Annotated in this window: 22 protein-coding genes and 2 pseudogenes; 16 read left to right on the plus strand and 8 right to left on the minus strand. The window is 68.3% G+C overall.

All coding sequences use genetic code 11. The annotated features are described in order from the left end of the window. Nucleotides 1-2: 2 nt before the first annotated feature. The 4 genes from BBJ41_RS35860 (at nt 3) to BBJ41_RS35875 (ending at nt 4,019) form a co-directional block, all read left to right on the plus strand. Entirely contained in the window at nt 3-788 is a 786-nt protein-coding gene (locus BBJ41_RS35860; protein ID WP_069751035.1) for an SDR family NAD(P)-dependent oxidoreductase, read from the plus strand. Then, nucleotides 785-1,930, plus strand: a complete 1,146-nt coding sequence (gene dgoD, locus BBJ41_RS35865; RefSeq protein WP_069751036.1) for a galactonate dehydratase — start codon at nt 785-787, stop codon at nt 1,928-1,930. Before BBJ41_RS35860 ends, dgoD begins: the two co-directional genes overlap by 4 nt. Nucleotides 1,931-1,961: 31 nt before the next feature. After that, on the plus strand, nt 1,962-3,041 hold the full coding sequence (locus tag BBJ41_RS35870; RefSeq protein WP_069751037.1) for an ABC transporter ATP-binding protein: 1,080 nt from the start codon (nt 1,962-1,964) through the stop codon (nt 3,039-3,041). A gap of 72 nt (nt 3,042-3,113) precedes the next feature. After that, entirely contained in the window at nt 3,114-4,019 is a 906-nt protein-coding gene (locus tag BBJ41_RS35875; protein WP_069751038.1) for an SMP-30/gluconolactonase/LRE family protein, read from the plus strand. A gap of 12 nt (nt 4,020-4,031) precedes the next feature. Here BBJ41_RS35875 and BBJ41_RS35880 read toward each other — a convergent pair whose 3' ends face one another. Beyond that, on the minus strand, nt 4,032-5,027 hold the full coding sequence (locus tag BBJ41_RS35880) for a LacI family DNA-binding transcriptional regulator (RefSeq protein WP_232036313.1): 996 nt from the start codon (nt 5,025-5,027) through the stop codon (nt 4,032-4,034). 112 nt (nt 5,028-5,139) lie between these two features. Here BBJ41_RS35880 and BBJ41_RS40910 point away from each other — a divergent pair, with 112 nt between their 5' ends. From BBJ41_RS40910 to BBJ41_RS40915, 7 genes and pseudogenes are all read left to right on the plus strand, one after another. Next, nucleotides 5,140-5,322 carry a hypothetical protein gene (locus BBJ41_RS40910; RefSeq protein WP_156814982.1) on the plus strand — a complete coding sequence of 61 codons (183 nt, stop codon included), beginning with the start codon at nt 5,140-5,142 and terminating at the stop codon, nt 5,320-5,322. A gap of 23 nt (nt 5,323-5,345) precedes the next feature. Then, entirely contained in the window at nt 5,346-6,467 is a 1,122-nt protein-coding gene (locus tag BBJ41_RS35885) for a porin (RefSeq protein WP_069751480.1), read from the plus strand. Nucleotides 6,468-6,516: 49 nt separating this feature from the next. Continuing rightward, nucleotides 6,517-7,537, plus strand: a pseudogene (locus tag BBJ41_RS40010) (2-dehydro-3-deoxygalactonokinase); the annotation flags it as partial. A gap of 119 nt (nt 7,538-7,656) precedes the next feature. Continuing rightward, nucleotides 7,657-9,402 (plus strand): right-handed parallel beta-helix repeat-containing protein, encoded by a 1,746-nt coding sequence (locus tag BBJ41_RS35900; RefSeq protein WP_156814983.1) that lies wholly within the window; start codon nt 7,657-7,659, stop codon nt 9,400-9,402. A 171-nt stretch (nt 9,403-9,573) separates the two neighbouring features. Continuing rightward, complete coding sequence (locus tag BBJ41_RS35905; RefSeq protein WP_069751042.1) at nt 9,574-10,053, plus strand: universal stress protein; 480 nt, start codon at nt 9,574-9,576, stop codon at nt 10,051-10,053. A gap of 13 nt (nt 10,054-10,066) precedes the next feature. Beyond that, entirely contained in the window at nt 10,067-10,258 is a 192-nt protein-coding gene (locus BBJ41_RS35910; protein ID WP_069751043.1) for a DUF2964 family protein, read from the plus strand. A gap of 87 nt (nt 10,259-10,345) precedes the next feature. Continuing rightward, nucleotides 10,346-10,960: a hypothetical protein gene (locus BBJ41_RS40915; protein ID WP_156814984.1), complete on the plus strand. Its 615-nt coding sequence runs from the start codon at nt 10,346-10,348 to the stop codon at nt 10,958-10,960. Here the strand turns inward: BBJ41_RS40915 and BBJ41_RS35915 are convergent. Beyond that, nucleotides 10,947-12,125, minus strand: a complete 1,179-nt coding sequence (locus BBJ41_RS35915; protein ID WP_069751044.1) for a tetratricopeptide repeat protein — start codon at nt 12,123-12,125, stop codon at nt 10,947-10,949. The genes BBJ41_RS40915 and BBJ41_RS35915 overlap by 14 nt on opposite strands. 28 nt (nt 12,126-12,153) lie before the next feature. Then, on the minus strand, nt 12,154-12,411 hold the full coding sequence (locus BBJ41_RS40920; protein ID WP_156814985.1) for a hypothetical protein: 258 nt from the start codon (nt 12,409-12,411) through the stop codon (nt 12,154-12,156). On the opposite strand from BBJ41_RS40920, the gene BBJ41_RS35920 reads away from it, so the two are divergent. Then, nucleotides 12,410-14,131 carry a site-specific integrase gene (locus tag BBJ41_RS35920; protein ID WP_069751481.1) on the plus strand — a complete coding sequence of 574 codons (1,722 nt, stop codon included), beginning with the start codon at nt 12,410-12,412 and terminating at the stop codon, nt 14,129-14,131. The two genes, BBJ41_RS40920 and BBJ41_RS35920, sit on opposite strands and share 2 nt — an antisense overlap. A gap of 185 nt (nt 14,132-14,316) precedes the next feature. Here BBJ41_RS35920 and BBJ41_RS35925 read toward each other — a convergent pair whose 3' ends face one another. Beyond that, on the minus strand, nt 14,317-16,347 hold the full coding sequence (locus tag BBJ41_RS35925; RefSeq protein WP_069751045.1) for an SMI1/KNR4 family protein: 2,031 nt from the start codon (nt 16,345-16,347) through the stop codon (nt 14,317-14,319). Nucleotides 16,348-16,640: 293 nt separating this feature from the next. Between BBJ41_RS35925 and BBJ41_RS35930 the strand changes: the two genes are divergently transcribed. Next, nucleotides 16,641-16,964 carry a TfoX/Sxy family protein gene (locus BBJ41_RS35930; RefSeq protein ID WP_069751046.1) on the plus strand — a complete coding sequence of 108 codons (324 nt, stop codon included), beginning with the start codon at nt 16,641-16,643 and terminating at the stop codon, nt 16,962-16,964. Between the two features lie 101 nt (nt 16,965-17,065). Then, nucleotides 17,066-17,986, plus strand: a complete 921-nt coding sequence (locus BBJ41_RS35935; protein WP_069751047.1) for a hypothetical protein — start codon at nt 17,066-17,068, stop codon at nt 17,984-17,986. Nucleotides 17,987-18,011: 25 nt separating this feature from the next. Here BBJ41_RS35935 and BBJ41_RS35940 read toward each other — a convergent pair whose 3' ends face one another. Together BBJ41_RS35940 and BBJ41_RS35945 are read right to left on the minus strand one after the other, a co-directional pair. Beyond that, entirely contained in the window at nt 18,012-19,163 is a 1,152-nt protein-coding gene (locus tag BBJ41_RS35940; protein ID WP_069751048.1) for a branched-chain amino acid ABC transporter substrate-binding protein, read from the minus strand. Between the two features lie 38 nt (nt 19,164-19,201). Further along, entirely contained in the window at nt 19,202-20,431 is a 1,230-nt protein-coding gene (locus BBJ41_RS35945; protein ID WP_069751049.1) for an NAD(P)/FAD-dependent oxidoreductase, read from the minus strand. 231 nt (nt 20,432-20,662) lie between these two features. Here BBJ41_RS35945 and BBJ41_RS35950 point away from each other — a divergent pair. Further along, nucleotides 20,663-22,074: pseudogene (locus tag BBJ41_RS35950) on the plus strand (aminotransferase-like domain-containing protein). Between the two features lie 10 nt (nt 22,075-22,084). Here the strand turns inward: BBJ41_RS35950 and BBJ41_RS35955 are convergent. Beyond that, on the minus strand, nt 22,085-24,259 hold the full coding sequence (locus BBJ41_RS35955; RefSeq protein ID WP_069751050.1) for a DUF4132 domain-containing protein: 2,175 nt from the start codon (nt 24,257-24,259) through the stop codon (nt 22,085-22,087). Further along, nucleotides 24,252-24,410 carry a hypothetical protein gene (locus BBJ41_RS40925; RefSeq protein WP_156814986.1) on the minus strand — a complete coding sequence of 53 codons (159 nt, stop codon included), beginning with the start codon at nt 24,408-24,410 and terminating at the stop codon, nt 24,252-24,254. The genes BBJ41_RS35955 and BBJ41_RS40925 overlap by 8 nt, the downstream gene beginning before the upstream one ends. A gap of 401 nt (nt 24,411-24,811) precedes the next feature. On the opposite strand from BBJ41_RS40925, the gene BBJ41_RS35960 reads away from it, so the two are divergent. Beyond that, nucleotides 24,812-26,236 (plus strand): aminotransferase-like domain-containing protein, encoded by a 1,425-nt coding sequence (locus BBJ41_RS35960; protein ID WP_069751051.1) that lies wholly within the window; start codon nt 24,812-24,814, stop codon nt 26,234-26,236. Nucleotides 26,237-26,276 lie beyond the last annotated feature (40 nt).

The following is a 26,276-nucleotide window of genomic DNA, read 5'->3' on the forward strand; positions in this document are numbered from 1 at the left end:
CCATGAATCCATTCGAATCGCTCGACGGCCGCGTGGTCGTCGTCACGGGCGGCGGCGACGGCATCGGCCTCGGCATCGTCGAAGTGCTCGCGCAATGCGGCGCGCAGGTGGTCGTCGCGGAGAAGAACGCCGCGCGCGCCGACGCCGTGCGCGAACGCCTCGGCGGGCGCGATGCACTGTTCGTCGAAACCGACGTCGCGGAACCGGCGAGCGTGGCCGCGCTGTTCGAGCGCGTCGATGCGTACCACGGCCGGCTCGACGGGCTCGTGAACAACGCGGGCATCACGCTGCACGGTCCGTTCGACGCGTTCTCGCTCGACGATTGCGACCGCCTGTACCGCACCAACCTGCGTTCGATGTTCCAGTGCGCGCAGCTCGCGGCGCCGCGCATCGCGCGCGCGGGCGGCGGCGCGATCGTCAACATCGCGTCGAATCACGCAGGCGCGAGCGTGCCGGGCTTCGAGATGTACGCGGCGACCAAGGGCGGCATCGTCGCGATGTCGCGCGCGATGGCGACGAGCCTCGCGCCGCAGCGCATCCGCGTCAATACGCTGAGCCCCGGCTTCACGCTGAACGCGCCGATCGGCGCGGCGCTCGAGCGCGATCCCGCGCTGCTCGACGCGTATCGCGCGCTGCATCCCGCGCAGCGCATCAACGAGCCGGCCGATATCGGCCGCATCGCCGCGTTCCTGCTGTCGGACGCGGCGGCCGGCATCGCCGGCGCGGATCTCGTCGCCGACAACGGCATGTCGGCGCTGCTGTTCAACCGCACCCGTTCATCCACATGAAGATCACCGAAATCGAAACATTCGCGGTCGCGCCGCGCTGGCAGTTCGTCAAGGTCAGTACCGACGAGGGCCTCGCCGGCTGGGGCGAGCCGATCGTCGAAGGGCGCGCGGCCACGACCGCGGCCGCCGTGCACGAACTCGCCGACTACCTGATCGGCCGCGATCCGCGGCATATCGAGGACCTGTTCCAGGTCATGTATCGCGGCGGTTTCTATCGCGGCGGCCCGATCCTGACGAGCGCGATCTCGGGTATCGAGCAGGCGCTGTGGGACATCAAGGCGCGCGCGCTCGGCGTGCCCGTCTACGACCTGCTCGGCGGCCCGGTGCGCGAGAAGGCACGCGTCTATGCGCACGTGAAGGGCGACACGCCGGAAGAGATGGCCGCGAACGCGCGGCAGCTCGTCGAGGCCGGGTATACGGCGCTGAAGATGGGCGTCGTCAACGCGACCGACTGGATCGAGTCGCCGGCGGCGATCGATCGCGCGGTCGCGCGCTTCGGCACGGTGCGCGACGCGATCGGCAAGGAGGTCGGGCTCGGCATCGACTTCCACGGCCGCGTGCGCCGCCCGGTGGCGAAGGCGCTCGCGAAAGCGCTCGCGCCGTTCGACCCGATGTTCTACGAGGAGCTGCTGCTGCCCGAGCACAACGATGCGCTGCGCGAAGTCGCGCGCGATTGCGCGGTGCCGCTCGCGACGGGCGAACGGCTGTTTACGCGCTGGCAGTTCAAGGAGCTGCTGCAGGAAGGCGTCGTCGACATCGTGCAGCCCGACGTGAGCCATACGGGCGGCATCTGGGAGCTGCGCAAGATCGCGGCGATGGCCGAAGCGTACGACGTCGCGGTCGCGCCGCATTGCCCGCTCGGGCCCCTGACGCTCGCGGCGTCGTTGCAGATCGATTTCTGTACGCCGAACGCGTTCATCCAGGAGCAGTCGACCAACGTCGCCTATCACGACGACAACGCGATGTACGCATATACGCGCGGCATTCCATTCGCGTTCGACGGCGGCTACGTCATGCGCCCCGACGCGCCGGGGCTCGGCGTCGAGATCGACGAGGAGAAGGTGCGGACGGCCGCCGCGACGGGGCACCGCTGGCGCAACCCGGTGTGGCGCCGCGAGGATGGCTCGGTCGCCGAATGGTGAGCGACGGGAACGGACGAGGAGAAACCCAATCATGGCAAGTGTGTCGCTCAAACAGATCCGCAAGCGCTACGACGACGGCGCGGACGTGATCAAGGACGTCAGTCTCGACATCGAGGACGGCGAATTCATGGTGTTCGTCGGCCCGTCGGGCTGCGGCAAGTCGACGATGTTGCGGATGCTGGCGGGGCTCGAGGAGATCACGTCGGGCGACCTGCTGATCGACGGCCGCCGCGTCAACGACGTGCCGGCCGCGAAGCGCGGGCTCGCGATGGTGTTCCAGAACTACGCGCTGTATCCGCACATGACGGTGTTCGAGAACATGGCGTTCGGGCTGAAGCTCGCGGGCGTCGACGCGGCCGAGACACGCACGCGCGTCGGGCAGGCGGCCGAGGCGCTACGGCTGTCCGCGCTGCTCGAGCGCAAGCCGAAGGCGCTGTCGGGTGGCCAGCGGCAGCGCGTCGCGATCGGCCGCGCGATCGTGCGCAAGCCGGGCGTGTTCCTGTTCGACGAGCCGTTGTCGAATCTCGACGCGGCGTTGCGCGGCGGCATGCGGCTCGAACTCGCGCGGCTGCATCGCGAGCTCGGCAGCACGATGATCTACGTGACGCACGACCAGGTCGAGGCGATGACGCTCGGCGACCGCATCGCGGTGTTCAACGGCGGGCGCATCGAGCAGGTCGGCTCGCCGCTGTCGCTGTACGAGCAACCGGCGAATCATTTCGTCGCGTCGTTTCTCGGCTCGCCGTCGATGAACTTCCTGCCGTGCCGCGCGCACGGCGGCGCCGACCCGATGCGCTTCGACGTGCCGGGCGGCTCGCTCGCCGCGACGCCGGACGCTTCGCGCGCATGGCCGTCGGGTTCGCTGCAGCTCGGCATCCGGCCCGAGAACGTCGCGGTCGGCGCGCCAGGCACTGGGCTCGATGGCCGCGTCACGCACGCCGAGCATCTGGGCGACGCGACGATCGTCTATGTCGAACTCGCCGGCCACGACCGGCCGCTGTCGGTGCGGCAGAACCGCGACGCGTACACGGTCGCAGCGGGGCAGCCGGTCGGCGTGCGTTTCGACATGCGGCACGCGCACTTCTTCGACGACGCGGGCCGCGCACTCTGAGTCCGGCCTGGCCGGCAGGTTCCGCCCGCCGTATCGGCGGGCGGCCGAACGCATGCATAAAACAGAAATTCGATGACGACAGTAAAACTGGTACAGGGCGCGAATGCGATCCTGGGTGAGGGCCCGCTCTGGTGCGAACGCTCGGCGTCGCTCTACTGGATCGACATCAAGCGCACCGCGCTCTACCGCTACACGCCCGGCCACGGGCAGACGGGTTTCTGGCTGCTGCCGGAGCTGGCCGGCTGCGTTGCGAGTGTCGACGACGGGCGGCTGCTCGTCGCGCTGAAAAGCGGCCTGCACCTGTTCGATCCCGGGCACGGCACGCTCGAACGGCTGGCCGACGCCGCGCACGCGCGGCCGTCGCTGCGCTACAACGACGGCGCGGTCGATGCGCGCGGCCGCTTCTGGGTCGGCACGATGGCCGACGACGGCGACGGTCCCGGCGATCTCCATTGCTTCGAGCAGGCGCGCGCGTCGCGCGTCGCGGTGGCCGGCTTTGCGTGCGCGAACGGGATGGGCTGGAGCCCGGACGGCACGACGATGTATGTGACGGATTCCGGCCGCCGCACGATCTTCGCGTACGACTTCGACGTCGAGGCCGCGCGCCTGTCGAACGCGCGGCCGTTCGTGACGTTCGGCGATGCGCGCGGCGTGCCGGACGGGCTCGCGGTCGATGCGGAAGGCGGCGTGTGGTCGGCGGTCTGGGACGGCTGGCGGCTGCATCGCCATGCGCCGGACGGCGCGCTCGACGCCGTCGTCGAGATGCCGGTGCAGCGGCCGACGAGCATCGCGTTCGGCGGCGCCGATCGCGCGACGCTGTTCGTCACGTCCGCATCGGTCAACGTCAGCGCGGACGGGCTGCTGCGCGGGCCGCTCGCGGGCAGCCTGTTCGAGGTGCGCCCGGGCGTTGCCGGGCTCGAACAGCATTGCGTCGCGCGCGCGTGGCTGGGTGAGGCGGCCGAGGCCGCGCCGCGTTGAGCGGGCGGGCGGTCAGCGGCGGCGCGTGTCGCGCGGCCGCACCGTCGATTCACGCACGACGAGCCGCGCCTCGAGCATCGTATGCGGGTCGGGCGACTTGCCGGCGAGCGCGTCGAGCAGCGTCGTCATCGCGACTTCGCCCGCGCGCTCGGTTTCTGTGTCGATCGACGTCAGTGTGGGCGACGTGAGCTTGCCGAGTTCGAGGTTGTCGAAGCCGCACACGGCGACGTCGTGCGGGATCGCGATGCCGAGCCGTTCGGCTTCCTTGATGAAGCCGGCCGCGATCATGTCGTTGTAGCAGATCACCGCGTCGGGCGGCTCGGCGGACAGCATCACCGACGCGCACACGCGCTCGCCGTCGGCGACGGTCGCGCGCGGCACGCTGAACGTGCGCAGCGGCAGGCCGGCGCGCGCCAGCACCTGCTCGGCGCCCGCGCGCCGCTCGTCGTCGCCGCGCGCGTTCGGCAGGCTGATGTACGCGAAGCGCTGGTACTTTTCCATCAGCAGGTGCTGCGCGAGCATCTCGCCCGCGCGGTTCGGATCGGAGTACAGCGTGAGCAGGCCGTCGCGCGGCGCGGAGCCGACCGCGACGACCGGCTTGCCGAGGCTCGCGGTCCAGCGCAGGTCGTCGTCGGGCATGCTGGTGTTCAGGATCAGCCCGTCGACGCGCCGGCTCAGTTTCGTCAGCGCCGGACGTTCGCCCTTGCGGTTTTCGTCGGCATCGACGATCAGGACGACGAAGTCGTTGCGCTGCGCGATCCGGTTCACACCCTTGACCATCGCGGTGAAGTACGGGTTGAGAATGTCCTGGATCACGACGCCGACCGCGCCCGTCTGGCCGGTGGCCATCGAGCGCGCGAGCGGGTTCGACTCGTAGCCGAGCTGCGCGATCGCTTCGGCGATGCGGCGCTCGACGTCCGGCGAAAAGCGCTTCGTCTTGTTGATGAACTTCGAGACGGTTCCGATGGAGACGCCCGCGGCGGCGGCGACTTCGTTGATCTTGGCCACGATGAAAGTGAGTGTCAGTGCATTTTGCCGGCGAGCATAGCATGCGCGCCGGCCACGGCGATCGCGCGGCGGCATCGCATGCGTGCCGCGCGATCGGACTCGGTACTATCCCTTGGAGGACCAGAATTTTCTTGAAAAAGCGCAATCGCGCATCGACAATGAAAACGCTTTCCCTTTTCGCGAGCATAGCACGCGCGCCTTCCGTTCAGAATTCATCGGAAAACGTCGCACGCCAACCGCCGCGAAATTTTTTTGCCATGATGGGAAAGCGTTTTCCCAATCAGACGAGACGTGAACGAAAAGAAGGGGGAGATCTTGATGCGACAGTATGGGTGGATCGCGGCGCTCGCCCTGGCGGTGCCGGCGGTGGCGCAGGCCGAATCGAGCGTCACGGTGTGGGGGCGCGTCGGCGGCGACGTGCAGTACCTGAGCGGCGTGCAGAACGGCCCGCATTCGACGGGGTCGCGCTTTTCGGAAGGCAACGACTGGGGGACGAGCATCCTGGGCTTCACGGGCAAGGAAGATCTTGGCGGCGGCAACCAGGCCATCTTCTGGCTCGAGTCCGCGATCAACGCGGCGAACGGCAACTACGGCGGTGGCGTGCTGTTCCAGCGCGGCGCGTGGATCGGGTTGAAGAACGAACGCTACGGCTTCCTGCGGCTCGGTCAGGGCTCGTTCATCAACAGCTACATCTGGTCGTACGATCCGCTGCTCGAGGAAAACTATTCGGTCGAATCGCTGACGTCTTACCGGAACGGGCCGAAGCTGTCGAACGGGATCCGCTACGAATCGCCGAAGTTCGGCGGCTTCTCGTTCGCGCTGCAGGCGAACCTCGGCAACAGCTCGAACGGCTGGCTGCGCGGCTCGCCGAACAACGTGAACGCAACAGGTTTGTCCGACGGTGCGACGGTCGCGTATACGCACGGCGACTTCGAAGTGCGCGCCATCTGGAACGAGATCCGCAACCAGAATGGCCGCGAGGACAACCTGTTCACCGCGTCTCAGGAAGCGTTCGTCGGCGTGCGCGACCGCTTCGGCCCGGCGTTGGTGCAACTCGGCTATACGCGCTACAGCGCGCCCGACACGCCGGCCGGCCTCGCGCGCACCGCGAACTACTACTGGGGCGGCGTGACGTACGACGCGACGCCGTTCCTGCATCTGCAGGGCGCGGTTTATTCGATGAAGATCGACGCGGGCCAGTGGACCGCCGATCACAGCGGCGAAGGGCGCTCGACGATCATCGGCCTCGGCACGATGTACGACCTGTCCAAGCGCACGTTCCTGTATGCGACGGCCGCGCACGTGTTCAACAGCGCGAACGCGAACCTGGGCGTGAACCCGCAGTCGCCGGGGCTCGGAAACGGTAACGGGCTCGGTGCGTCGCCGATGCCGGGGCATGGTCAGACGGGCGTCTACGCGGGGATCGAGACGCTCTTCTGATCGATACCCGACGACGCGGAAAATCGCACACGTCTAACAAAGGAATCCTATGCAAGATGCAACATCACGGCACGGCGGACGAACGCCGTCGCCGCGCCTGATCGCGCTCGACTGGGGCACCACTTCGCTGCGCGCGTACCTGATGGCTGACGCGGAAACCGTGCTCGACGAGCGCGCCGCGCCGAAGGGCGTGATGCAGCTCGGCGGCGCGGGCGTCGCGATCGCGGATGCCTGCGATGCGGCCTTCGAGGACGTGTGCGGCGCGTGGCTCGATGCGTGGCCCGCGCTGCCGGTCGTCGCGGCCGGCATGGTCGGCAGCGCGCAGGGCTGGCGCGAAGCGCCGTATGCGGACGTGCCGATCGATGCCGACCGGCTCGGCGCATCGCTGCAACCGGTGCGCGTGCGGCGTGGCGCGACCGTGTACATCGTGCCGGGGCTGATCCAGCGCGGCGAGCTGACGAACGTGATGCGCGGCGAGGAGACGCAGATCGTCGGCGCGCTGCATGCGGGCGGGGGGGGTGCACGCATCGGCGTTGCCGCGCTGGATCGGGCTGCCGGGCACGCACTCGAAATGGGTCGCCGTGCGCGGCTCGCGCATCGAGCGCTTCCGCACGTTCATGACGGGCGAGTTGTACGCGCTGTTGTGCACGCACAGCCTGCTCGGCCGCACGATGCGGCCGTCGGCCGGGTTCGCTCAGGCGGCGTTCGATCGTGGCGTACGTGCCGCGCAGGCAGGCCATGCAACGGGGCTGCTCGCGACGATCTTCGGCAGCCGCGCGCGGTTGCTGGCCGGCGAACTGCGGCCCGACGAGCAGGCTGATTACCTGTCCGGCGTGCTGATCGGTCACGAACTCGCGGGGCTGGCTGCCGAAGGCGACGGGCCGGCCGGCGCGTCGGGCACAGAGGCGCCGCGACCGATGCTGATCGGCGACGGCGCGTTGTGCGCGCGTTACCGGCACGCGGCTTCGCTGTTCGGCTGGCCGCCCGTCGACACGATCGACGGTGCAGCGGCCGCCGGCCTGTGGGTGCTGGCCGAGCGGGCAGGGCTGCTGGCGGCTCCGGCGGCGGCCACGGCCGGCGCTTTACGAAATGCATCCGAATCCGTTCCCGCAGCCGGCGGTGCAATGGCGCCAGCCGGCGCGTTCACGCAATCCGGGCCGACGGCCCGGCAACAGGAGGAGACAGCACGATGAACACACGCAATCTGGTGGCATGCGTATCGGTCGCACTTGCTGCATGCGGCGGTGACGGCGGAGGCGGCATACCCGCGGTGGGCATGGCCAGCGCAAGAGCGGCCGCGCCGATTCCGGGCGGCTCGTCGATCTATGTCGACTGCTCGCAATCGAACGACGGAACGGGTTCGCAGGCATCGCCGTTCAACCGGCTCGCCGATCTCGCGACCACGATCGGCGCAGGTACGCACCTGTACTTCAAGCGCGGCGCGACCTGCGCGGGCCAGTTCGTATCGCAGGGCTCGGGTACCGCAGCGGCGCCGATCGTCGTCGCTGCCTACGGCACGGGCACCGCGCGGCCGGTGATCGCCGGCAACGTGGCGGGGCACGGCGCGGCCGGTGCAGCCGTCGCGCTGACGAACCAGGAGTATTGGGAAATCCACGATCTGGAGATCACCAACACGGCCGCGCAGCGCGCGGAGCGCAACGGGATACTCGTGCTGCTCCAGGGTTTCCAGAACGGCACCGATGCGGGCGGGAATCCGGTCGGCGTGGGTCATCACTACCTGATCGACAACGTCTACGTGCACGACGTATACGGCAACAACGACGACCGCAACGATCAGAATGCGACGCCGGGCGTGACGGGCAACAAGTGGAGCAACGGTATCCAGTTCCGCGTGACGGGCACGGCGATCCCGAACCGCTTCGATGGTGTGACCGTGCAGAACAGCGAAATCGCGACAGTCGACCGTGAAGGGCTCACGACGTGGTCGGATCAGAACTGCCGCACGCAGTTCGGCTGCACGGGCACGCAGAACTGGCTCGCGTCGACGAACGTCGTCTTCAAGGGCAATACGATTCACGACATCGGCGGCGACGGCATCGTGATTCGCGCATCGCAGAACGCGCAGGTGTACGGCAATCTCGGTTACGACATCGCGATGCGCGCGCTCAATTCGAACGCCGGATTCTGGACGATCAACAGCGACGGCACGGATTTCCAGTACAACGAGGTGCATCATGTCCGGCGCGGCACGGGCAACAACGACGGCGAAGCATTCGACGCCGACTACGGCAACAATAATCCGATCTTTCGCCACAACTACAGCCACGACAACGCAGGCGGTTTCCTGCTGCTGTGCGGCGGCTGCGGCGGAAGCGCCTATACGCAGGGGGTCGTCGCGCGTTACAACCTGAGCGTGAACGATGCGCGCGAGATCGTGATGGCCGACGGCTCGGGCAAGTTCAACAGCGACGGCAGCGTGACGGGGCCGCTCCAGTTCTACAACAACACGATCTACCTGCCTGCCGGATCGACGGCTGCGATCACGGCGACGCAGAATTCGGGGTACAAAACGGCGATCCAGTTCTCGAACAACATCGTCGACAACCTCGGTACGGGCGGGTATCTGGCGGCGAGTGCCAACTTCGTGCCGACGTGGCGCAACAACCTGTTCTTCGGCTCGAATCACACGGGCGATCCGTCCGATGCCACCGAAGTGGCCGGCGATCCGTTGTTCGCCGGCCCGCTGACGGATGCGGGCGGCAATGCGCCGACCGGCTTCGCGGGCGCCACGTACGACAATTACGCTGCGCTCGCGGGATTCAGGATCTCCGCGGAGTCGCCTGCGGCGAGCAAGGGCAGCATGATCGAGCTGCCGAGCACGGTCGACCTGTTCCAGAACCCGCTGCCGACGAAGTGCGCGCCCGACATCGGTGCGCATCAGGTGACGCTGGTGCCGGCGTCGTGCGCGTCTTGACCGCAATGCCGCGAGCGAAGGCAGGGACGACGCTGCCGGCGCGTCGCTTTGCCGCACGGCGGGCGTTCGGCGGCGTTTGATCGCCGTCAACATCCGCAACGGCTGCGAGCCGATGATGGTGACATGGCCGTGCGCGATGGGGCGCGCGGCCGTTCACCCAACGAGGTTCGCATGTACGAGAAGATCATGGTGGCCGTCGACGGCAGCGCTTCGTCGAAGCAGGCGCTGGCCGAGGCCGTGAAGGTGGCGCTGGCGGGCGACGCGCACGTCAGCGTCGTGTATGTGGTGGACAAGTCGGTGCTGTTCACCTACGCGGGCCGAATCGACCCGCATGCGCTCGTCGAGGAAATCCGCGACGACGGGCGCAAGGTGCTGCGCGAAGCCGGGCAGCACCTTGCGCTGGCCGGCGCGAAAGGCGAGGCCGAGCTCATCGAGACCGAGAGCATCGGCGAGGACATCGCAGAACGCCTGCAGCGCTACGTGAAGGAACGCGGGATCGATCTCGCGGTGGTCGGCACGCACGGGCGGCGCGGCATCCGGCGCGTGCTGCTGGGCAGCGTCGCCGAGCGTTTCGTGCGCGGTTCGAAGTGCCCGGTGCTGCTGATTCGCGGCGACGACGCCGACGAACCGGCTGCCGCTGCGGCAGCGTAACGCGGCGCGCGCGATGATACGCCGCCAGTACCGGATCGTCGTCGCGGCGATCGCCGTGTTCGTGTCGCTCGCGGGGATGATGGCCGTCGTGACGGGGCTGCTGTTCGATGAAACGATGGCGCTGCGCGGCGGCGCCATCGCGATGATCGTCGGCGTGGCCGGCTTCGTCGTGATGTTGAACCCGGGCGCGAAAGGCGAGGAGTGACGCGGGAAATCGCATCTCTTCTTGAAGAAACGCAGGCTGGCACTATAGTGCTCGAAGAACGACAACAACAACGAGAGCACGACAACAATGAAAACGAGGGACCTTGCGGCCGCCGCTGTCATCGCGGGCGTGGCCGCGCTGCCTGTATCGTCTTGGGCCGACACCGCGACATCGCCGTTCGACACCGCTTCGCATCCGGTGCCGGACAGACCGGCGGCGAACGCTTCCGGCTCGCCGGCGCATCGTGCAACGGCGAACGTTGAAGACGATTACCTGACGGATTTCACGGATACGATCGGCGGCATCGACTCGGATGGCGACGGCGTCCGCGACGATGTCCGGAAGTACATCGACGATCAATACCCGGACCCGATACAACGCGCGGCGATGCTGCGTTATGCGGCCGCGCAGCGCGATTTCATGATGCGAGGCGAATTGCGTGCAAGTGCGGTCGACGGCCTGACACGCATTCCGTTCGCTCGAGTGCCTCAGGCAGTTGATGGGGCAGTGGGGCAGCGACCAGTCGAAAATCGTCTTCGCCATGATGCTGAACACGAAAGAACGCTGGATCGCCAACGGACATGCGATGGTGAACGCGTCCGGGCACGTCTATATGCAGTCCCGCGACGATCCCTGCGCGCAATGACCGGCGTTGCCTCGCCGACCACTGCGCGCCATGTGGGCGTGCTTACGTGCCGGTAGTGCCGGACGACACCGCACCGTCCGCCCCGGCTCGTACATCCAGCCGCTTCAACGTCTCCTCCAGCTCCGCGTTCTTCGGCTCGACCTTGCGCGCCTGCGCGAACGCATCGCGCGCTTCATCCTGGCGGCCCAGCTTCCACAGCACCTCGCCCTTGTGCGTCAGGCCGGTCGCATAGGCCGTGTGCGCGTCGCTGTCGTCGTCCTTCGAGAAGATCGCGATCGACCGGTCGAACCACGTGAGCGCTTCCTCGTTGCGGCCGAGGCGATACAGCGCCCAGCCCTTGCTGTCGAGCGCATACGCATCGTCCGGCGATTGCGCGAGATGGGCGTCGATCATCGCGAGCCCGCGATCGACGTCGATACCTGCATCGGCCAGCCGATAACCGATGTCGTTCAGGCGATCGTCGGGGATCTTGCCGAGATCGAGCACGGCGGCGATGCGGCCCGTGTCGCGTTCGGCGATCGCGAGCGCCAGCAGCTTGGTGACGATCTGCTGCCGCAATTCGTCGCTGAGCCGGTTGCCGTTCGCGACCAGGCTGCCGAGGTATTGCGTGTACAGGTCCGGCGCGCCGGGATCGCCCGCGCTGTTCGCGATGGCCGCGCCCGGGCCCGCGCACCAGTCGGTATCGTCGGGCGCGGTGAGGATGCCCGTGTACAGACTGACGTTGCGCGGCGTGCGTGATTGTGTGTAGTACGTGTAGCCGTTCGCATCCGAGTACCCGCACGCCAGATATTCGTTCTCCACGTCCAGCACATACGGAAAGCTGCCGAGCGATGCCTTGCCGGACGGGCTGACGAGACGGAACGATTCGCCCAGGTCGCCTTCGCCGATGATCGGGTTGAACACCCACTGCTTCTGCGGATGGAATTTCGGCAGCCGGATTCTGACGGTGCGCCCGGCGGCGTCGGTCGTGCCGAAGATCACGCTGTCGTGTTCGTCCGGCTTGACGGGCAAGCCCGCGATGACCTGCCCGGGCAGGAACAACCGGTATCGCGCATTCGGCAGCGGCTGGTGCGTGACGGGGTCGCGCAGCACGAACTGGTGAACGTAGGCGCCTTTACCGAACGACGCGGCAGGCGCGACATAGGTGCGGGCGTGGGCGGCGGGCAGCGCGCCGCAGCCGAGTGCGGCGGCCACGAGCGTGGCGAGAAGACGGGATGTCATGGAATGGCGGTGCTTGTCTGTAAAGGTGTTATTGACCGACGGGCGGAAATGCACCGGACATCCGGCGCGGCGCTTCGATAAACGATGCGCCGCGAATCGCCGGATGGCCCGATGCAATTCGATGCGGATTCCGCTCACGGCCAGGTGGTTCTCGGAGGTGAACGAAGCGGAACACGCGGAAATGCAGTGCGCAGCATAACAGGCCGTGCCGCGCGGTTACGCGGGCGTTCGAAACGCCGTTCATGACGTATCCGCCCGCGCGCGCTTCTGTCAAACTGGCGGCCATGAAACCGCGCCTTACCTCACCGCCTTCCCCCGATTCCGCGCCTGCACCCGCAGGCTTTCCCGACGCCGACGAACTGGCCGCGCTGCGCGCGTGGTACGCAGGCATGACCGTGCGCCAGGCCGTCGAACGCTACCTGCCCGATCGCCTCGGCGACGGGCGGTCGGCGCGCGGTGTGATCGGCGGCATTCGGCGCGGCCTCGTGCGTGTCGCGCGGCAGGTCGGCCGGCCCGATCTCGCGGAACGGTTCGGCCATCCCGACGGTGAGCGCGTGCGGGAGGCGAAGGCGGTTGCCGAAGCGATCGGCATGCTGCGTCATGCGCGTGCGCCGGTCCCGCAGATCAGCGACGACGTCGGCCTCTGGCTGCCTGCGCGCACGGTCGTCGCGCTGCGCGCGCACGGGATCGCGACGCTGGCCGATCTCACCGTGCGAATTCCGCGCCGGCGCCAGTGGTGGACCGCGATCGCGGGGCTCGGCATGGCCGGCGCGCGGCGCATCGAGGCGTTCTTCGCCGCGCATCCCGACCTGACCGAGCGGGCGCGCGCGTTGATCGCCGCGACGCCGCGCAGCAGCATCGTGCCGTGGGAGCAGTTGAAGCTGCCGCACGAGGTGGATGGGTCGGCCGGCACGTTTCGCGCGCCGCGCGCGACCAGCACGCTCGACGCGGACAACGATTACGCCGCCGTGCACGCGTGGCTGTCGCTGCACGAATCGGCCGCGACGCGGCGCGCGTACCGGAAGGAGGCCGAGCGGCTGATCCTGTGGGCGATCGTCGAGCGCGGCCGCGCGCTGTCGTCGCTGACGACCGAGGACGCGGTCGCGTATCGCGCGTTCCTGCGCCGCCCGACGCCGCACGAGCGCTGGGTCGGGCCCGTGCGGCCGCGTGGCGCGCCCGACTGGCGGCCGTTCTCGGGCGGGCTGTCCGCGCGTTCGGCGGCGTACACGCTGTCGGTGCTCGGCGCGCTGTTCCGCTGGCTGATCGAGCAGCGCTACCTGCTCGCGAATCCGTTCGCGGGCGTCAAGGTGCGCGACACGCGCGGCGCGAACGTGCTCGACACGTCGCACGCGTTTACCGAAGGCGAGTGGCTGCTGGTGCGCACGATCGCCGACGGGCTCGAATTCCGCAAGGACGTGTCGTCCGGGTGGACGCCGGCGGCTGCGCAACGGCTGCGCTTCATCCTCGATTTCGGCTACGCGACGGGGCTGCGCGCGAGCGAACTGGTCGGCGCGACGCTCGGCGACATCGAGACGGACGCGCACGGCGACGCGTGGCTGAAGGTGATCGGCAAGGGGCGCAAGGCCGCCCGCGTCGCGATGCCGCCGCTGGCGCGCACGGCGCTCGATCGTCATCTGGTCGCGCGCCGGTTGCCGGTCACGCCGGCGCGCTGGCGGCCCGACACGCCGCTGATTCCGAGCCTCGCGGAAGACGGCACGGCCGCGATCACGAGCGTGCGGCTGTGGAAGGTGATGCAGCGCTTCTTCGCGCAGACGGCCGATGTCGTCGATGCCGATAATCCGGCGCTCGCGCAGAAGCTGCGGCAGGCGAGCCCGCACTGGATGCGTCATACGCATGCGACGCACGCGCTCGCGCGCGGGGCGGAGCTGACGACCGTGCGCGACAACCTGCGGCATGCGTCGATCTCGACGACGTCGATCTACCTGCATGGCGACGACGTGAAGCGGGCGCGGCAGATGTCGAGTGCGTTCGCGGCGGACAAGTAGGCGCGTCGTGCCGCGTGTCGGCGCCTGCCGGGCTGTGGGAGATGTCGTGCCGCACATGGCGATCGAGCAAGGTTTCGACGATGCGGAAAACACGCGGCGCAGCTTCCGGCGATGGCCGCGCGTCGCGCCGTCGGCGATTCGCCCGTAGATGGGTCCGTCGCGATCGGCGTCGCAGCGCAATGCGTCTATTCGCCTTGACCGGGCGGGTCGCCGCATTCCTCGGCCACGCTCGCGAGCCACGCCGCATAACTCGTGGCGACGCGCTCACGCAGCGCGTCGTCATGCCACACCCGGATCACTTGCCCGGCCACCCCGCCTTCCGCGGGATCGAGGTCGACGCACAGATGATTGCCGCTGCCGTCGTGCGTGAACGGAATCCACTTGAGGTTGTACCAGTCGTCGCGGATGCCGGCATCCGGCTCGGACGTCATGTCGTCGAAATCGCCGCCGGCAACGAGCTTTTGCCAGATCGACCATTGCGCGACGATTTCCTGTGCGCCGAGCAATGCGTCGCTGTCGGCGAAGATCGCATCCGGATCGGTTTGGCCGTCGTGAAGCCGGAGGCTTTCGAGCAAGCCGTCCGGCAGCGTCGAACCCAGCGCGGCATGCAACGCGGCGATCGCCCGCTCGTCGGCGGGCCCGTTGAGCCCGCCCGGCAAGCGTGCCGGGTCCGTGGCGATCAGGCGCTCGATGCGTGTCCATGCTTGCGGAACGTCGATGACGGTTGAGTCCGCAACGGATGCGGAGGCAGCGGCGGCCGTCGCCGCTTGCGGCGGTTGCGTTCGAACGTCCGCGCTATTGGCCGGCGCGTCGGCGGGCGCACGCGTGCGATCGAGCCTCAGGAACAGAACCGGCGTGCCGGCCGGCAGCACCGTTTCACCGGCGGGTATCGCGACGAGCACGTCGGCTTCGGCCACGCCGCGAAGCGGGCCGTCCCCCTGGAACGGCAGCAGGCTGACCCGCGATTCGCCGCGCTCGGTTCGATGCAGGGTGCCCCAGCGCATCCCGTTGAATGCGACGTCCGTTTCGACGTCGTGCGTGATCGACGCGGCTTCCCAGTGCGGCCCGGGCGTCGCAACGTACTCCAGCGCGTCGAGCATGTGCGGGACGATCGCGTGCATGAGCGCCGCGACGCTGCTGGTATGCCCCGGCAGATTGACCAGCACGGCCTGGTCGTAGCTGACCAGGTGATGCGTGCCGCACGGCGTGCCGTCCGGTCTCGTGATCGGCACGACCCACTTCGTCGGCGGCGAGCGATCTTCGCTTCGGCCGAAATTGAAGCGGCCGGCCGGCGTTTGCCGGATATCGACGACCCATTGCTCGTTCGGATACATCGGGCGCGCATTGAGCCCGCGCGACTGAAACGGGTGCACCACCGGCAACCCGGCGCCGACGATCAGGTCGTAACGCTGCGCCAGTTCGGCAAGCTTTACCTTGAATGCGTAGGCGTGCTGCTGCGAGTCGACCGACGGCGGCACGCTGTCGGGCGGATCGAGATATTCGGCCGGCGGCACGTCATATCCCCAGCGTTGCAGGGTGGCGCGGATATACGGCCCGCTCGTGTCCGGTCGTTGCCAGGGCGCGCGGGCGGCATGCGGCGGCGTGTGATCGTAGCCGACGATGACGACACCGATGCGCGGCCGCTTCGTCACGGCTATTTCGCGCACGCCCGCTGCAATCAGTGCGATCTGGCGCTCGGCGTTCACCCGTTCGCCTTTCGCCAGCAATACGTCGCCTTTCCTGTATTCGCTGCCGGGTGCGATCACGTGGTCGCCGCGCGCGATCGGCGCCTTCAGCCGCAGGACGGACCGGGCGCCCTGGCTGGCGAGCGGATGACCGGATTTCGGTGCGATCGCGTCGGCGTTGTTCGGCAACGGGAAATACGCGGGGATATCGACGGTGCACCGCGCGTTGATCGCACGATCTACCGAACCGCCCGGGGGCGACGTGAGCATGCGCCAGCCGAGTGAGGCGTCGAGCTCGACGGGCGTACGCTGCGTTGCAGCGGCCGTATCGGACGCGCACAGCGCATAACCTTCCGATGCGGCGAGCGCAATGGCGGGGACGTTGTCGGGCGCAATCACGTCGGCCGCGGCGACGCGTGATACGGCATCGTCGATCGAGACGATTTCGCTTTGCATCGCACCCGGGGCGGCGCGTCGACACTGCTCATAGGCTTGCCTGAGCCACGCGGGATAGCGGGCGGGTATGCTCATCGAATTCCTTGTCGTGACGCTTCGGGGCGCACTGTCGTCAGACGCTGGCGGCCCGCGCCGCTCTCCCGGCGCGTCGTCGAAGCCAACTGTTTTGCGAAGCGGTATTGGACGATTCATCGGGCCGTGGCGTAACTGTCAGGTGTGTCAGGAGATTGTTGGCCGGGAACGCGCATCCACCCGCGTCTGAGCGGACTTTCCGCCGACGATTGGATGACGCGAGGCAACGGATGTGCCGGTCGAACGGAACGGTCGCCCGATACGGCAGTCATAAATTTTTTCGCAAGGAGCGGTGGATGGCATCGAGTCAGACTACGGTCGATTTCCTCGTCGAGCAGATGGCGGCGGCCGGCACGGTATCGGCCCGCAAGATGTTCGGCGAATACGGTATTTATTGCGACGGCAGGATGGTCGCGCTCGTGTGCGACGATCGCCTGTTCGTCAAGCCGACGCCGGAAGGCCGAGCGTTTCTCGGCGCGTGCGAAGAAGGCCCGCCGTATCCGGCGGCGAAGCCGCACTTCGTCATCGCCGGCGATCGCTGGGACGACCGCGAATGGCTGTCGGCGCTGATCCGGATCACCGCCGCGCAGCTGCCGGTGCCGGTGAAGCGGAGCCGATAGCGCCGATGCGGCTCATGCAACGTCGCGTCACGCCGCGCAGGGCGCAGGCGTATTCTGTGACACATGCGCGCGACCATCGCGGGCCTGGCGGGAGCACAAGAATGGAGACATCCGGACATCCGCGCGGTACGGGGCGTACCCGTCGCGCCTGGCACGCGCTCGTCGCGGCCCTTTGTGTCGGCTGGAGTGCGCTGTCGTTCGGTGCGGAAGGCGCGGGCGGGGCGGCCGCGCTGCTCGACCGCTACCGCAGCCTCGGCGCGCAACTGAAGGACAACGCGTTTCACCGGCCGCTCTATCTCGAGTCGGCCGAGGCGTCGTCGTCGCTGAAGGGCGACATCTATGCGGTGGTCGACTATCCGTTCGCGGTCGTGAGCGGCCAGCTCAACGATGCCGCGCAAGGCCCCGCGAACTGGTGCGCGGTGCTGATCCTGCACCTGAACACGAAGTATTGTCACGCGTCGAGCAGCGGCAACGGCCCGGTGCTCGACGTGAACCTCGGCCGCAAGATCCAGCAGAAGCTGTCGGACACCTATCGCGTGCAGTTCCGCTACCGCGTGGCCGCCGCGACACCCGACTACTTCCAGGTCGACCTGACCGCCGACAGCGGCCCGATGGGCACGAAGGACTACCGGATCGCGCTGGAGGCCGTGCCGGTCGGCGCATCGCGCACGTTCCTGCACCTCACGTATTCGTACGGCTTCGGCACGGTCGGGCGCATGGCGATGAAGACCTACCTCGCGACGGTCGGCAGCGACAAGGTCGGGTTTACGTCCGCGAGCGGCGCATCGGCCGCGCAGCCGCAGTACATCGGCGGCGTGCGCGGGCTGCTGGAGCGCAACACGATGCGCTATTACCTCGCGATCGACACGTATCTCGCGACGCTCGACAAGCCGCTCGACCAGCGCCTCGCGCGCTGGTTCGACGCCACCGAGCAGTATCCGCAGCAACTGCACGAAGTGGAAAAGAGCGCGTATCTGCAGATGAAAACGCAGGAGGTCCAGCGGCAGCAGGCGGCGCGATAGGCTGCGCCGTTCGCTGTTTTGCCGCTCAGTTCGACGCGCCGCCGACCGTGCGGATGCTGTGCCACTGCCCCTGCTCGACGCGGAACAGCGTATAGGGCGGCTTGATCAGGTCGCCGCGCTCGTCGAACGAGATCTTCCCGGTCACGCCGGTGACCGACACGCCGGGCAGGCTCGCGACGATCTTGCCGCGATCGAGCGAATCGGCCTTGCGGACGGCGGCGATCATCGCGAGCGCCGCGTCGTACGCGAACGGCGCATAGAGCTCGACATCCTGGTTGAAGCGCGCCTTGTAGCGCTGCGCGAACGCCACGGCCGACGGCAGCTTGTCGAGCGCCGGCCCCGGCTCGAGATCCTGCGTGCCTTCGCCCGCGTTGCCGGCGATCTTCAGGAATGCGTTGCTTTTCAGCGCGCCGGCCCCGAACAGCTGCGCGCGGATGCCGAGCGAGCGCATCTGCTTCACGAGCATCGCGCCCTGTTCGTCGAGCCCGCCGAAGAACAGCAGGTCGACGTTGTTGCTCTTCATCGTCGTCAGGATCGCGCGGAAATCGACGGCCTTGTCGTTCGTGTATTCGCGGCTGACGATGCTGCCGTGCGCGTCCTTCACGCCTTTCTCGAACGCGTCGGCGAGGCCCTGGCCGAAGGCGGTGCGATCGTCGATGATGCCGATCCGCTTCGCCTTCAGCTGCTCGACCGCGAAGCGGCCGGCCACCACGCCGCCGACGCCGTCGTGCCCCATCGTGCGGAACACGTTCTTGAAGCCCTGCATCGTCAGTTGCGGATTGGTCGAGCCCGGCGTGATCATCGCGACGTTCGCCTGCTTGTAGACGGCCGACGCGGGAATGCTGCAGCCCGAGTTGTAATGGCCGACCACGCCGACCACGCCGTCGTCGACGAGCTTCTGCGCGACCTGGATCGCGATGCGCGGATCGGCCTGGTCGTCCTGAACGTCGAGCACGAAACGCACGGGCTTGCCGCCGATGGTCGGGTGCTTCGCGTTCTCCTCGTCGAGCGCGAGCTGCGCACCGTATTGCAGATCCTTGCCGACCCGCGCGACGGGCCCCGTCAGCGGGCCGGCGAAGCCGATCTTGACGGTTTCCGGGTCCGCGGCCTGCGCGGATGCGGCAACCGCGCCGATCGAGCAGACGGTCAGCCATACGAGCCAGTTACGACGATTCATGGTGCCTCTCCTTGCAGTGGTTGAAGTTGCGGTGCGCGTCAGAATCGCGCGGCCCGGTATGGCGTGAGGTCCAGCGGCGGTGCGCGCTGGGCGACGAGGTCGGCGACGATCCGCCCGGTGATGCCGGCGAGCGTCACGCCGAGATGCTGATGACCGAATGCGTGGATCACGCGTGTGCTGTGCTGCGCGCGGCCGATGACGGGCACGCCGTCCGGCAGCGTCGGCCGGAAGCCGAGCCAGCTGCGTGTCGGCTCGCCGAGCGACGGCAGCGCTTCGCGCGCCGAGCGCGTGAGCAGCGCGACGAGCGAGCGGTTCATCGGGGCGTCGAAGCCGCCGAGTTCGACGGTGCCGGCCGCGCGTAACCCTTCGTCGAGCGGCGTCATGTAAAAGCCGCGCTCGGCCCAGCCGACCGGGCGCGTGACGACCTGTTCGCGCGCGTCGAACTGCACGTGATAGCCGCGCTCGGTGTCGAGCGGCACTGCATCGCCGCAGGCGGCCGCGAATTCCCGCGAGCGGGCGCCCGCGGCAATGACGACGTGATCGAAGGGCCGTGCCGCGCCGCCCGCATGCACGTTCACGCCCAGGTTGACCGGCTCGATCCGCTCGACGCGCTCGCGTTCGAGCGTCGCGCCGCCGGTGGCCAGATGCGCGAACAGTTCGGCGAGGAACCCGTGCGGATCGGAGAAATGCCAGCTGCCGTCGAACAGCACGCCGCGCGAGAAGATCGGCGCGAGCGCGGGTTCGAGCCGGCGGATCGCGCTCGCGTCGAGCGTCTCGAACGGCACGCCGAGCCGGCGGCGCAGCGCGAGCGACGGCTGCGCGGCATCGAACGACGCCTGCCGCGCATACAGGTACAGGCATTCGCGCGGCCGCACGAACGCCGCGAGCCGCGTGGTGGCGAGCAGCGGCGCGTAGCCGTCGGCGGCGCGCGACAGCAGCGCGGCCAGCGCGCTCGCGCTGCGTGCGTGGCGCGCGGGCGTCGAGTCGAGCAGGAAGCGCGCGAGCCACGGCGCGCCGCGCAGCAGGTACGGCCAGCGGATGCGCAGCGGGCTGTCGGCGGCGAACAGGAAGTGCGGCATGTCGCGGAACACGGACGGGCCGTTCACTGGCACGCAGCCGTACGGCGCGAACGTCGCGGCATTGCCGAACGACGCGCCCTGGCCGACGCCGGCCGGATCGAACAGCGTCACGCGATGCCCGTCGCGCTGCAGCCACGCCGCCGCGCCGAGCCCGATGAAGCCTGCACCCACGATGGCGACGTTCGCCATGACGCATCCCCTCCGGCACACATGATTCACACAAAGTTGAGATAAAGAATCACACAGTAAATTTTTGTGTGCAATCAAAATGAGATTGTGTGGCGCTAGTGTTTACCCGATTTCAACCGCCTGATTCCATAGACTTTTCGGCTGACGTTTGACGGGGAGGGGATGTCATATACAATCGCTGGGCAAGCCAAAATGGCAGACAAACGCTTTTTGTGTGGTCACAGGCGACAAATGGCATCAGACAAACTTTCCGGCGAACGCGACAGCGGTGCGCCGGTGCAGGCGAAGCGGCCGACTTATGTCGAGGTATCGAGCTCGATCGAGGAGGAGATCCGCAACGGCACGTATCCGCCGGGCAGCCGCCTGCCGCCTCAGCGCCAGCTCGCGACCGAGCTCGGCATCAACGTGTCGACCGTATCGCGCGCCTACAAGGAACTGCAGCTGCGCGGCCTCGTGATCGGCAGCAAGCGCCGCGGCTCGCTCGTCACCGGCGGCGCGATGCCGAGCATCGAGCCGGCCCGCGCGTCGCTCGCGGCCGGCAACGGCGTGATCGACCTGACCGTGAACCGCCCGGCGACCGGCGAATTTCTCGCATGCCTCGCGCAGACGTTCGGCACGCTGCCGAACGACCCGCGTTTTGCCGCGTTGCAGGAATACCAGCCGCCGCAGGGGCCCGACTGGGCGCGCGCGGCCGGCGCGCAGTGGCTCGCCGCGCCCGGCTTCGCGCCGTCGCGCGACCAGGTGGTCGTCACGAGCGGCGCGCAGCACGGGCTGTACGCGGTGCTGAACAGCCTGATCGGCACCGACGGCGTGATCGTCGCCGATCGCCTCACGTATTACGGGCTCAAGGCGCTTGCGCCGGTGTTCCAGTTCGAGATCGTCAGCGCGCCGGCCGACGACGACGGCCTGCTGCCCGACGAGATCGAGCGGATCTGCCAGCGCATGCCGGTCAAGGCGATCTTCGTCGTGCCGAACCTGCAGAACCCGACCGTCACGACGATGAGCCTCGCGCGCCGGATGGCGCTCGTCGACATCGCGCGGCGCCATCACGTGACGATCATCGAGGACGACGTGTACGGCCCGCTCGTGCGCGACCGGCTGCCGGCGATCGCGGGGCTGTGCCCCGAGCTGACGTTCCATATCGGCGCGACGTCGAAGATCCTTGCGCCGGGGCTGCGCCTCGGCTACCTGAGCTGCCCGCGCGACAGCGTGGCGTTGTGCGCGGAAGCGGTGCGCACGACTGCATGGATGCCGGCGCCGACGTCGATGCTGATCGCGACGGTATGGATCGAGGACGGCACCGCCGAGCGGATCATGAGCGCGCAACTCGCGGAGATCCGCGCGCGCGTCGATCTCGCGCGGAACTGCTGCCGGCCGGGCAACTGAAATCCGACCCGGCCTGCATGTTCGTGTGGCTGCGGCTGCCGCCGCCGTGGCGCGCGGACGATTTCGCTGCGAACGCGAAGGCGCGCGGCGTGATCGTGATGCCGTCGTCGACGTTCGCGGTCGATCGCGCGGAGATCGAGCACGGCGTGCGCATCAACCTCGCGTGCCCGGCCACGCGCGACGAGCTCGTCAACGGGCTGCGGATTCTGTCCGGCACGCTGAAGGACCGGCCGCGCGCGCTGTTCGGTTCGATCTGACGGCGGCCGCTCAGTCGAGCAAACCGGCGACGACGTCGACGATCCGCTGCAGCAGCGCTTCGTCGTAAGGCAGCCACGGCACCGCGCGCAGCGGCGACGGCGGTGGCTCGATCGCGGCATCGACGGGTTCGCCGTCGCGCGTCACGCGGCCGGTCGCGCAATGCACCGACCACGCGCCGACGCGCACGTGGCGTTCGTCGATCGTCAGCTTCCCTTGGGCGATCGGCTCGGCGAACACGAGCGACAGCACGTGCTTGCGATGCCGCGCCATCACGCCCAGCGGTAAATCGGACAAACGGTTCAGGCGCTGCCAGCGTTCGGTTTCGACTTCATGCCGGCGCACCGGGTCGGCCGACAGCGCGCCGTTCGCCGCGCGCGTCGCATCGTCGTCGAGCGCGAACGCGGACACGCTGACGAGGAGATCCACCGCGCGCGCCACTTCCGAGAACACGACGCGATCGATCTCGCCGATCGGCAGCGGCACCCAGCGCCGTTCGCGGCGGCGTTCGAAGTGCAGGCGGCGCGACGTGCCGTGGGTTTCCGAACCGGGATAGAGGCGTGCATCGACGAGGAAGGTCGCACACACGTCGCCGAACTCGCGCACGAGCCCGTCGTCGTACGCGCGGATCGACCAGCCTTCGCGGCGCGCGACGCCGAGCAACGGCCGGCTCGACAGCACGTGGCCTTCGAACATCGCGGAATCGCTCGCCACCGCGTCGCTTTCCGCCGGCACGTAGAACTCCCGGAATGCCTGCCGGACCGGTTGCCGGAGCGCGCGGCCGACGATTGCGCGCTGCCATGCGAGCCGCTCGTCCGCGTCGGCCAGCAGCGGGTGCCATAGCCGGATTTCGCTGTCGTCGGCGATGTCGCACGCGCGCCCGGCTGCATCGCGCAGCACGACCTTGCCTTTCGCGATGTCCGGCATGAACGACTGCACCGATCCATCGCTGCCGCGCGCGTGCCAGATCATCCGCGCGGAGAACGCGGCGCCGGCCGGCGCATCGACGAGCCGCTCGCGCCATTCGACACGGGCGAGCGTCATCGGCCGCCAGAAGCCGGATTCCATGCACGCGGCGAGCGTGGCGAGCTGCTTCTTGTCGGGTTTCGCGTCGAGCGTCATGCGCAGCGCGGTGTGCGGACGCTCGCCGAGCGCGCGTTCGGCCGGTTTCAGGTTGCGCGCGAGCTTCTTCTGCACGCCGGCATGGCGCACGGCGGCCAGCGCGTCGCGCAGCGCGCGCACGCTCTCGGGCGTGGGGATCGTTTCGACCGCGTGGCCGAGCGCGATCGCGAGCGATTGCGACGGCGCCGTCTTCGCGGCCGTCGGCGCGACGCACACGCCGGTCAGCAGCGGCCCGATCAGCGGACGCAGCCATGCTTCGTCGCGATAGGCGGCCACGCGCGCCGCGCGCGCGACGACCTGCGCGTCGTCGGTCGTGAACGCGCGATCGGCCTCGTACGGAACGGCGCCGGCATGGAGCGCCGCGATCTGCCGCGCGGCCTCGGCCAGCGCGTCGCGTGCGAAGTCGACATACGCGGCGTCTTCCGCGAGCGTGGCCGCCGGATCGCTGAAGTCGATCCACAGCCGCTTCGGCGCGAAATAGCCGTCGTTCGTCGCGGCCAGCGCGAGCAGCGCGGCCGGCCCGAGCTCGGGCAGCACGTCGAGTTCGCGCACGCGAAACGGCGAATCCGCGAGTGCTTTTGCATATGCCGCGTGCCGCGCCGAGAAGTCGCGGCGGCCGGCGAACCAGTCCAGCGCATAGGCGCCGTAGGCGGACGCGGCGCGCATGCCGCCCTCCCCGGGTTCCCCGGCGATGCGGGCGAGCTCGGCCTGCAGCGCCGGCGACGGCAGCGCGTCGAGACAGGGCAGTTCTTCCAGCGCGCGCGTCCATTCGCCGGGCGGGATGTCGCGGAACAGTTCGAGCGCGGCATCGGCGTCGACGAGCGGCGCGGGGCCGAGCGCATCGATCTGCCCGCGCAGCCAGCGCGCGAATTCGGCGCGCGGATCGTCGTACGCAAAATCGGGCAGCCTGATCGTGTACTCGGTGCGCCGCAGCGCCGGCCAGACCGCGCCGAGCGCATGTGCGTCGAGCGTCGACAGGTCGATCGGCGAGGCGGACGACGGCGAGCGATCGGCAACGCCGGTCAGCCGCGCGATGAGCAGGGCGGCGAGCGCGCGGTCAGTCATGCGGCGTCTCCCGGTTCGCGCCGCGCCCGGCCGTGGCCGCGCACGGGCCGCCAGCGCGGCCGGCCGCTTCGGTCTGGCGCGATTTCCGTACTTTTCGGGCGGCGCGGATGGTGCCGCCGAGGGCGAATGCCCGTTCGATCCTGTGCTGCATGGGCTGACTCCGGAAGTGAAAACCGTGCGGTCGCACAGTATTGCACCCCGATCAAAACAGTCTGGAGAAAGGCTTCCAGCCGCACAGCCATTTCATAAGACGTACAGTTTTCCCGCCATGCGCGATGCGCGCCGAACTGTACTCTTGTTCGCATGATCGATGTGTGTACTCTGCGCCAACTGTTCTGCTTTTAAGATTCCATCATCAAGTGCACAGTGCCGCAGATCCAGCCGTTCCGGAACCCTGCCGGCGCATCTTCAAGAGAGAGCCAGTGCGATGGAAAAGGCAAAACCGGAGGGAAAAATCAGGAATCACGACGGCCCGGCCGGCGGGCGAAACACGTGCGTATCGGACGCACGAGACATGGCGGCGCGGCTGCGCGCGCTGGCGGGAGGCGCACAATGAAACTCTATGAAAAACTCGCGGACGATATCGAGCGCCTGATCCGCCAGGGCGTGTACCGGCACGGCGACCGGATTCCGTCGGTGCGCCAGGCCAGCCAGCAACACCGGATCAGCATCACGACCGTGCTGCATGCGTACCTGCTGCTCGAAAGCCGCGGTCTGCTCGAAAGCCGGCCGCAGTCGGGCTATTTCGTGAACCTGCGGCGCGACGACGGCCATGCGCCGGTGCGCGAACTGCGGCCGTCGAAGCCGATCGCGATTTCGTCGTCGGTGGACGTGAGCCGGCTCGTGCTGTCGACGCTGCGCTCGATCGGCACGGACGACGCGGTGCCGCTCGGCTCGCCGTATCCGGACCCGAGCCTGTTCCCGTTCGAGAAGCTGAACCGGTACGCGTACGCGGCCGGGCGGGACAAGTCGCTGTGGGGCGTGACGGACGGGCTGCCGCCCGGCCATCCGCGGCTGATCCGGCAGATCGCGCGCCGCTACCTGGAAAACGGGATGTCGGTGGACCCAAACGAGATCATCGTGACGGTTGGCGCGACGGAGGCGATCAACCTGTGTCTGCAGGCGGTCGCGAAGCCGGGCGACACGATCGCGGTGGAATCGCCGACGTTCTACGCGATGCTGCACGCGATCGAGCGGATGGGGATGAAGGCGATCGAGGTCGCGACGCATCCGGAATACGGGATCGACATCGCGGCGCTGGCGGCGATCGCGAAGTCGCAGCCGATCGCCGCGTGCATGGTGATGCCGAACTTCCAGAACCCGCTCGGTTTCCAGATGCCCGACGAGCGCAAGCGCGAACTGGTTGAGTTCGCAACGAAGGCCGGCATGCCGGTCATCGAGAACGGCGTGTACAACGAGCTGTATTTCGGCGATACGCATCCGAGCTCGCTGAAGTCGTATGACCGGAACGGGATCGTGCTGCATTGTTCGTCGTTCTCGAAGAGCCTGACCGCCGCGTACCGGATCGGCTGGGCATTGCCGGGCCGCTATCGCGATCAGGTCGAGAAGCTGAAATTCCTGAATACGCTCGCGACGCCGTCGTTGCCGCAGCTCGCGATCGCGGAGTTTCTCGAGCGCGATGGTTACGAGCATCACCTGCGGCGCTTGCGCAAGGCGTATGCGCAACAGGCGAACCTGATGCGTGCGATGGTGTCGCGGTTCTTTCCGGAGGGCACGCGCATTTCGAGCCCGGCGGGCGGGTACGTGCTGTGGGTCGAACTGCCTGCGCAGGTCGATGCGATGCGGTTGTATCAGCTCGCGCTGGAGCAGGGGATCACGATCGGCCCCGGCTACATGTTCTCGATTACCGAGAGCTACCGGAACTTCATCCGGCTGAACTACAGCAGCCCGTGGTCGCCGGAGATCGAGCAGGCTGTGATTACGGTCGGGAAACTGGCCGCGGCGTGCATGAAGTGACGGAGGGGTGTCGCTGCTTGCGGGTCAATGACGAAGCCGG

This window comes from Burkholderia stabilis (genome assembly GCF_001742165.1).
In the GTDB taxonomy this organism is placed as follows: Bacteria; Pseudomonadota; Gammaproteobacteria; order Burkholderiales; family Burkholderiaceae; genus Burkholderia; species Burkholderia stabilis.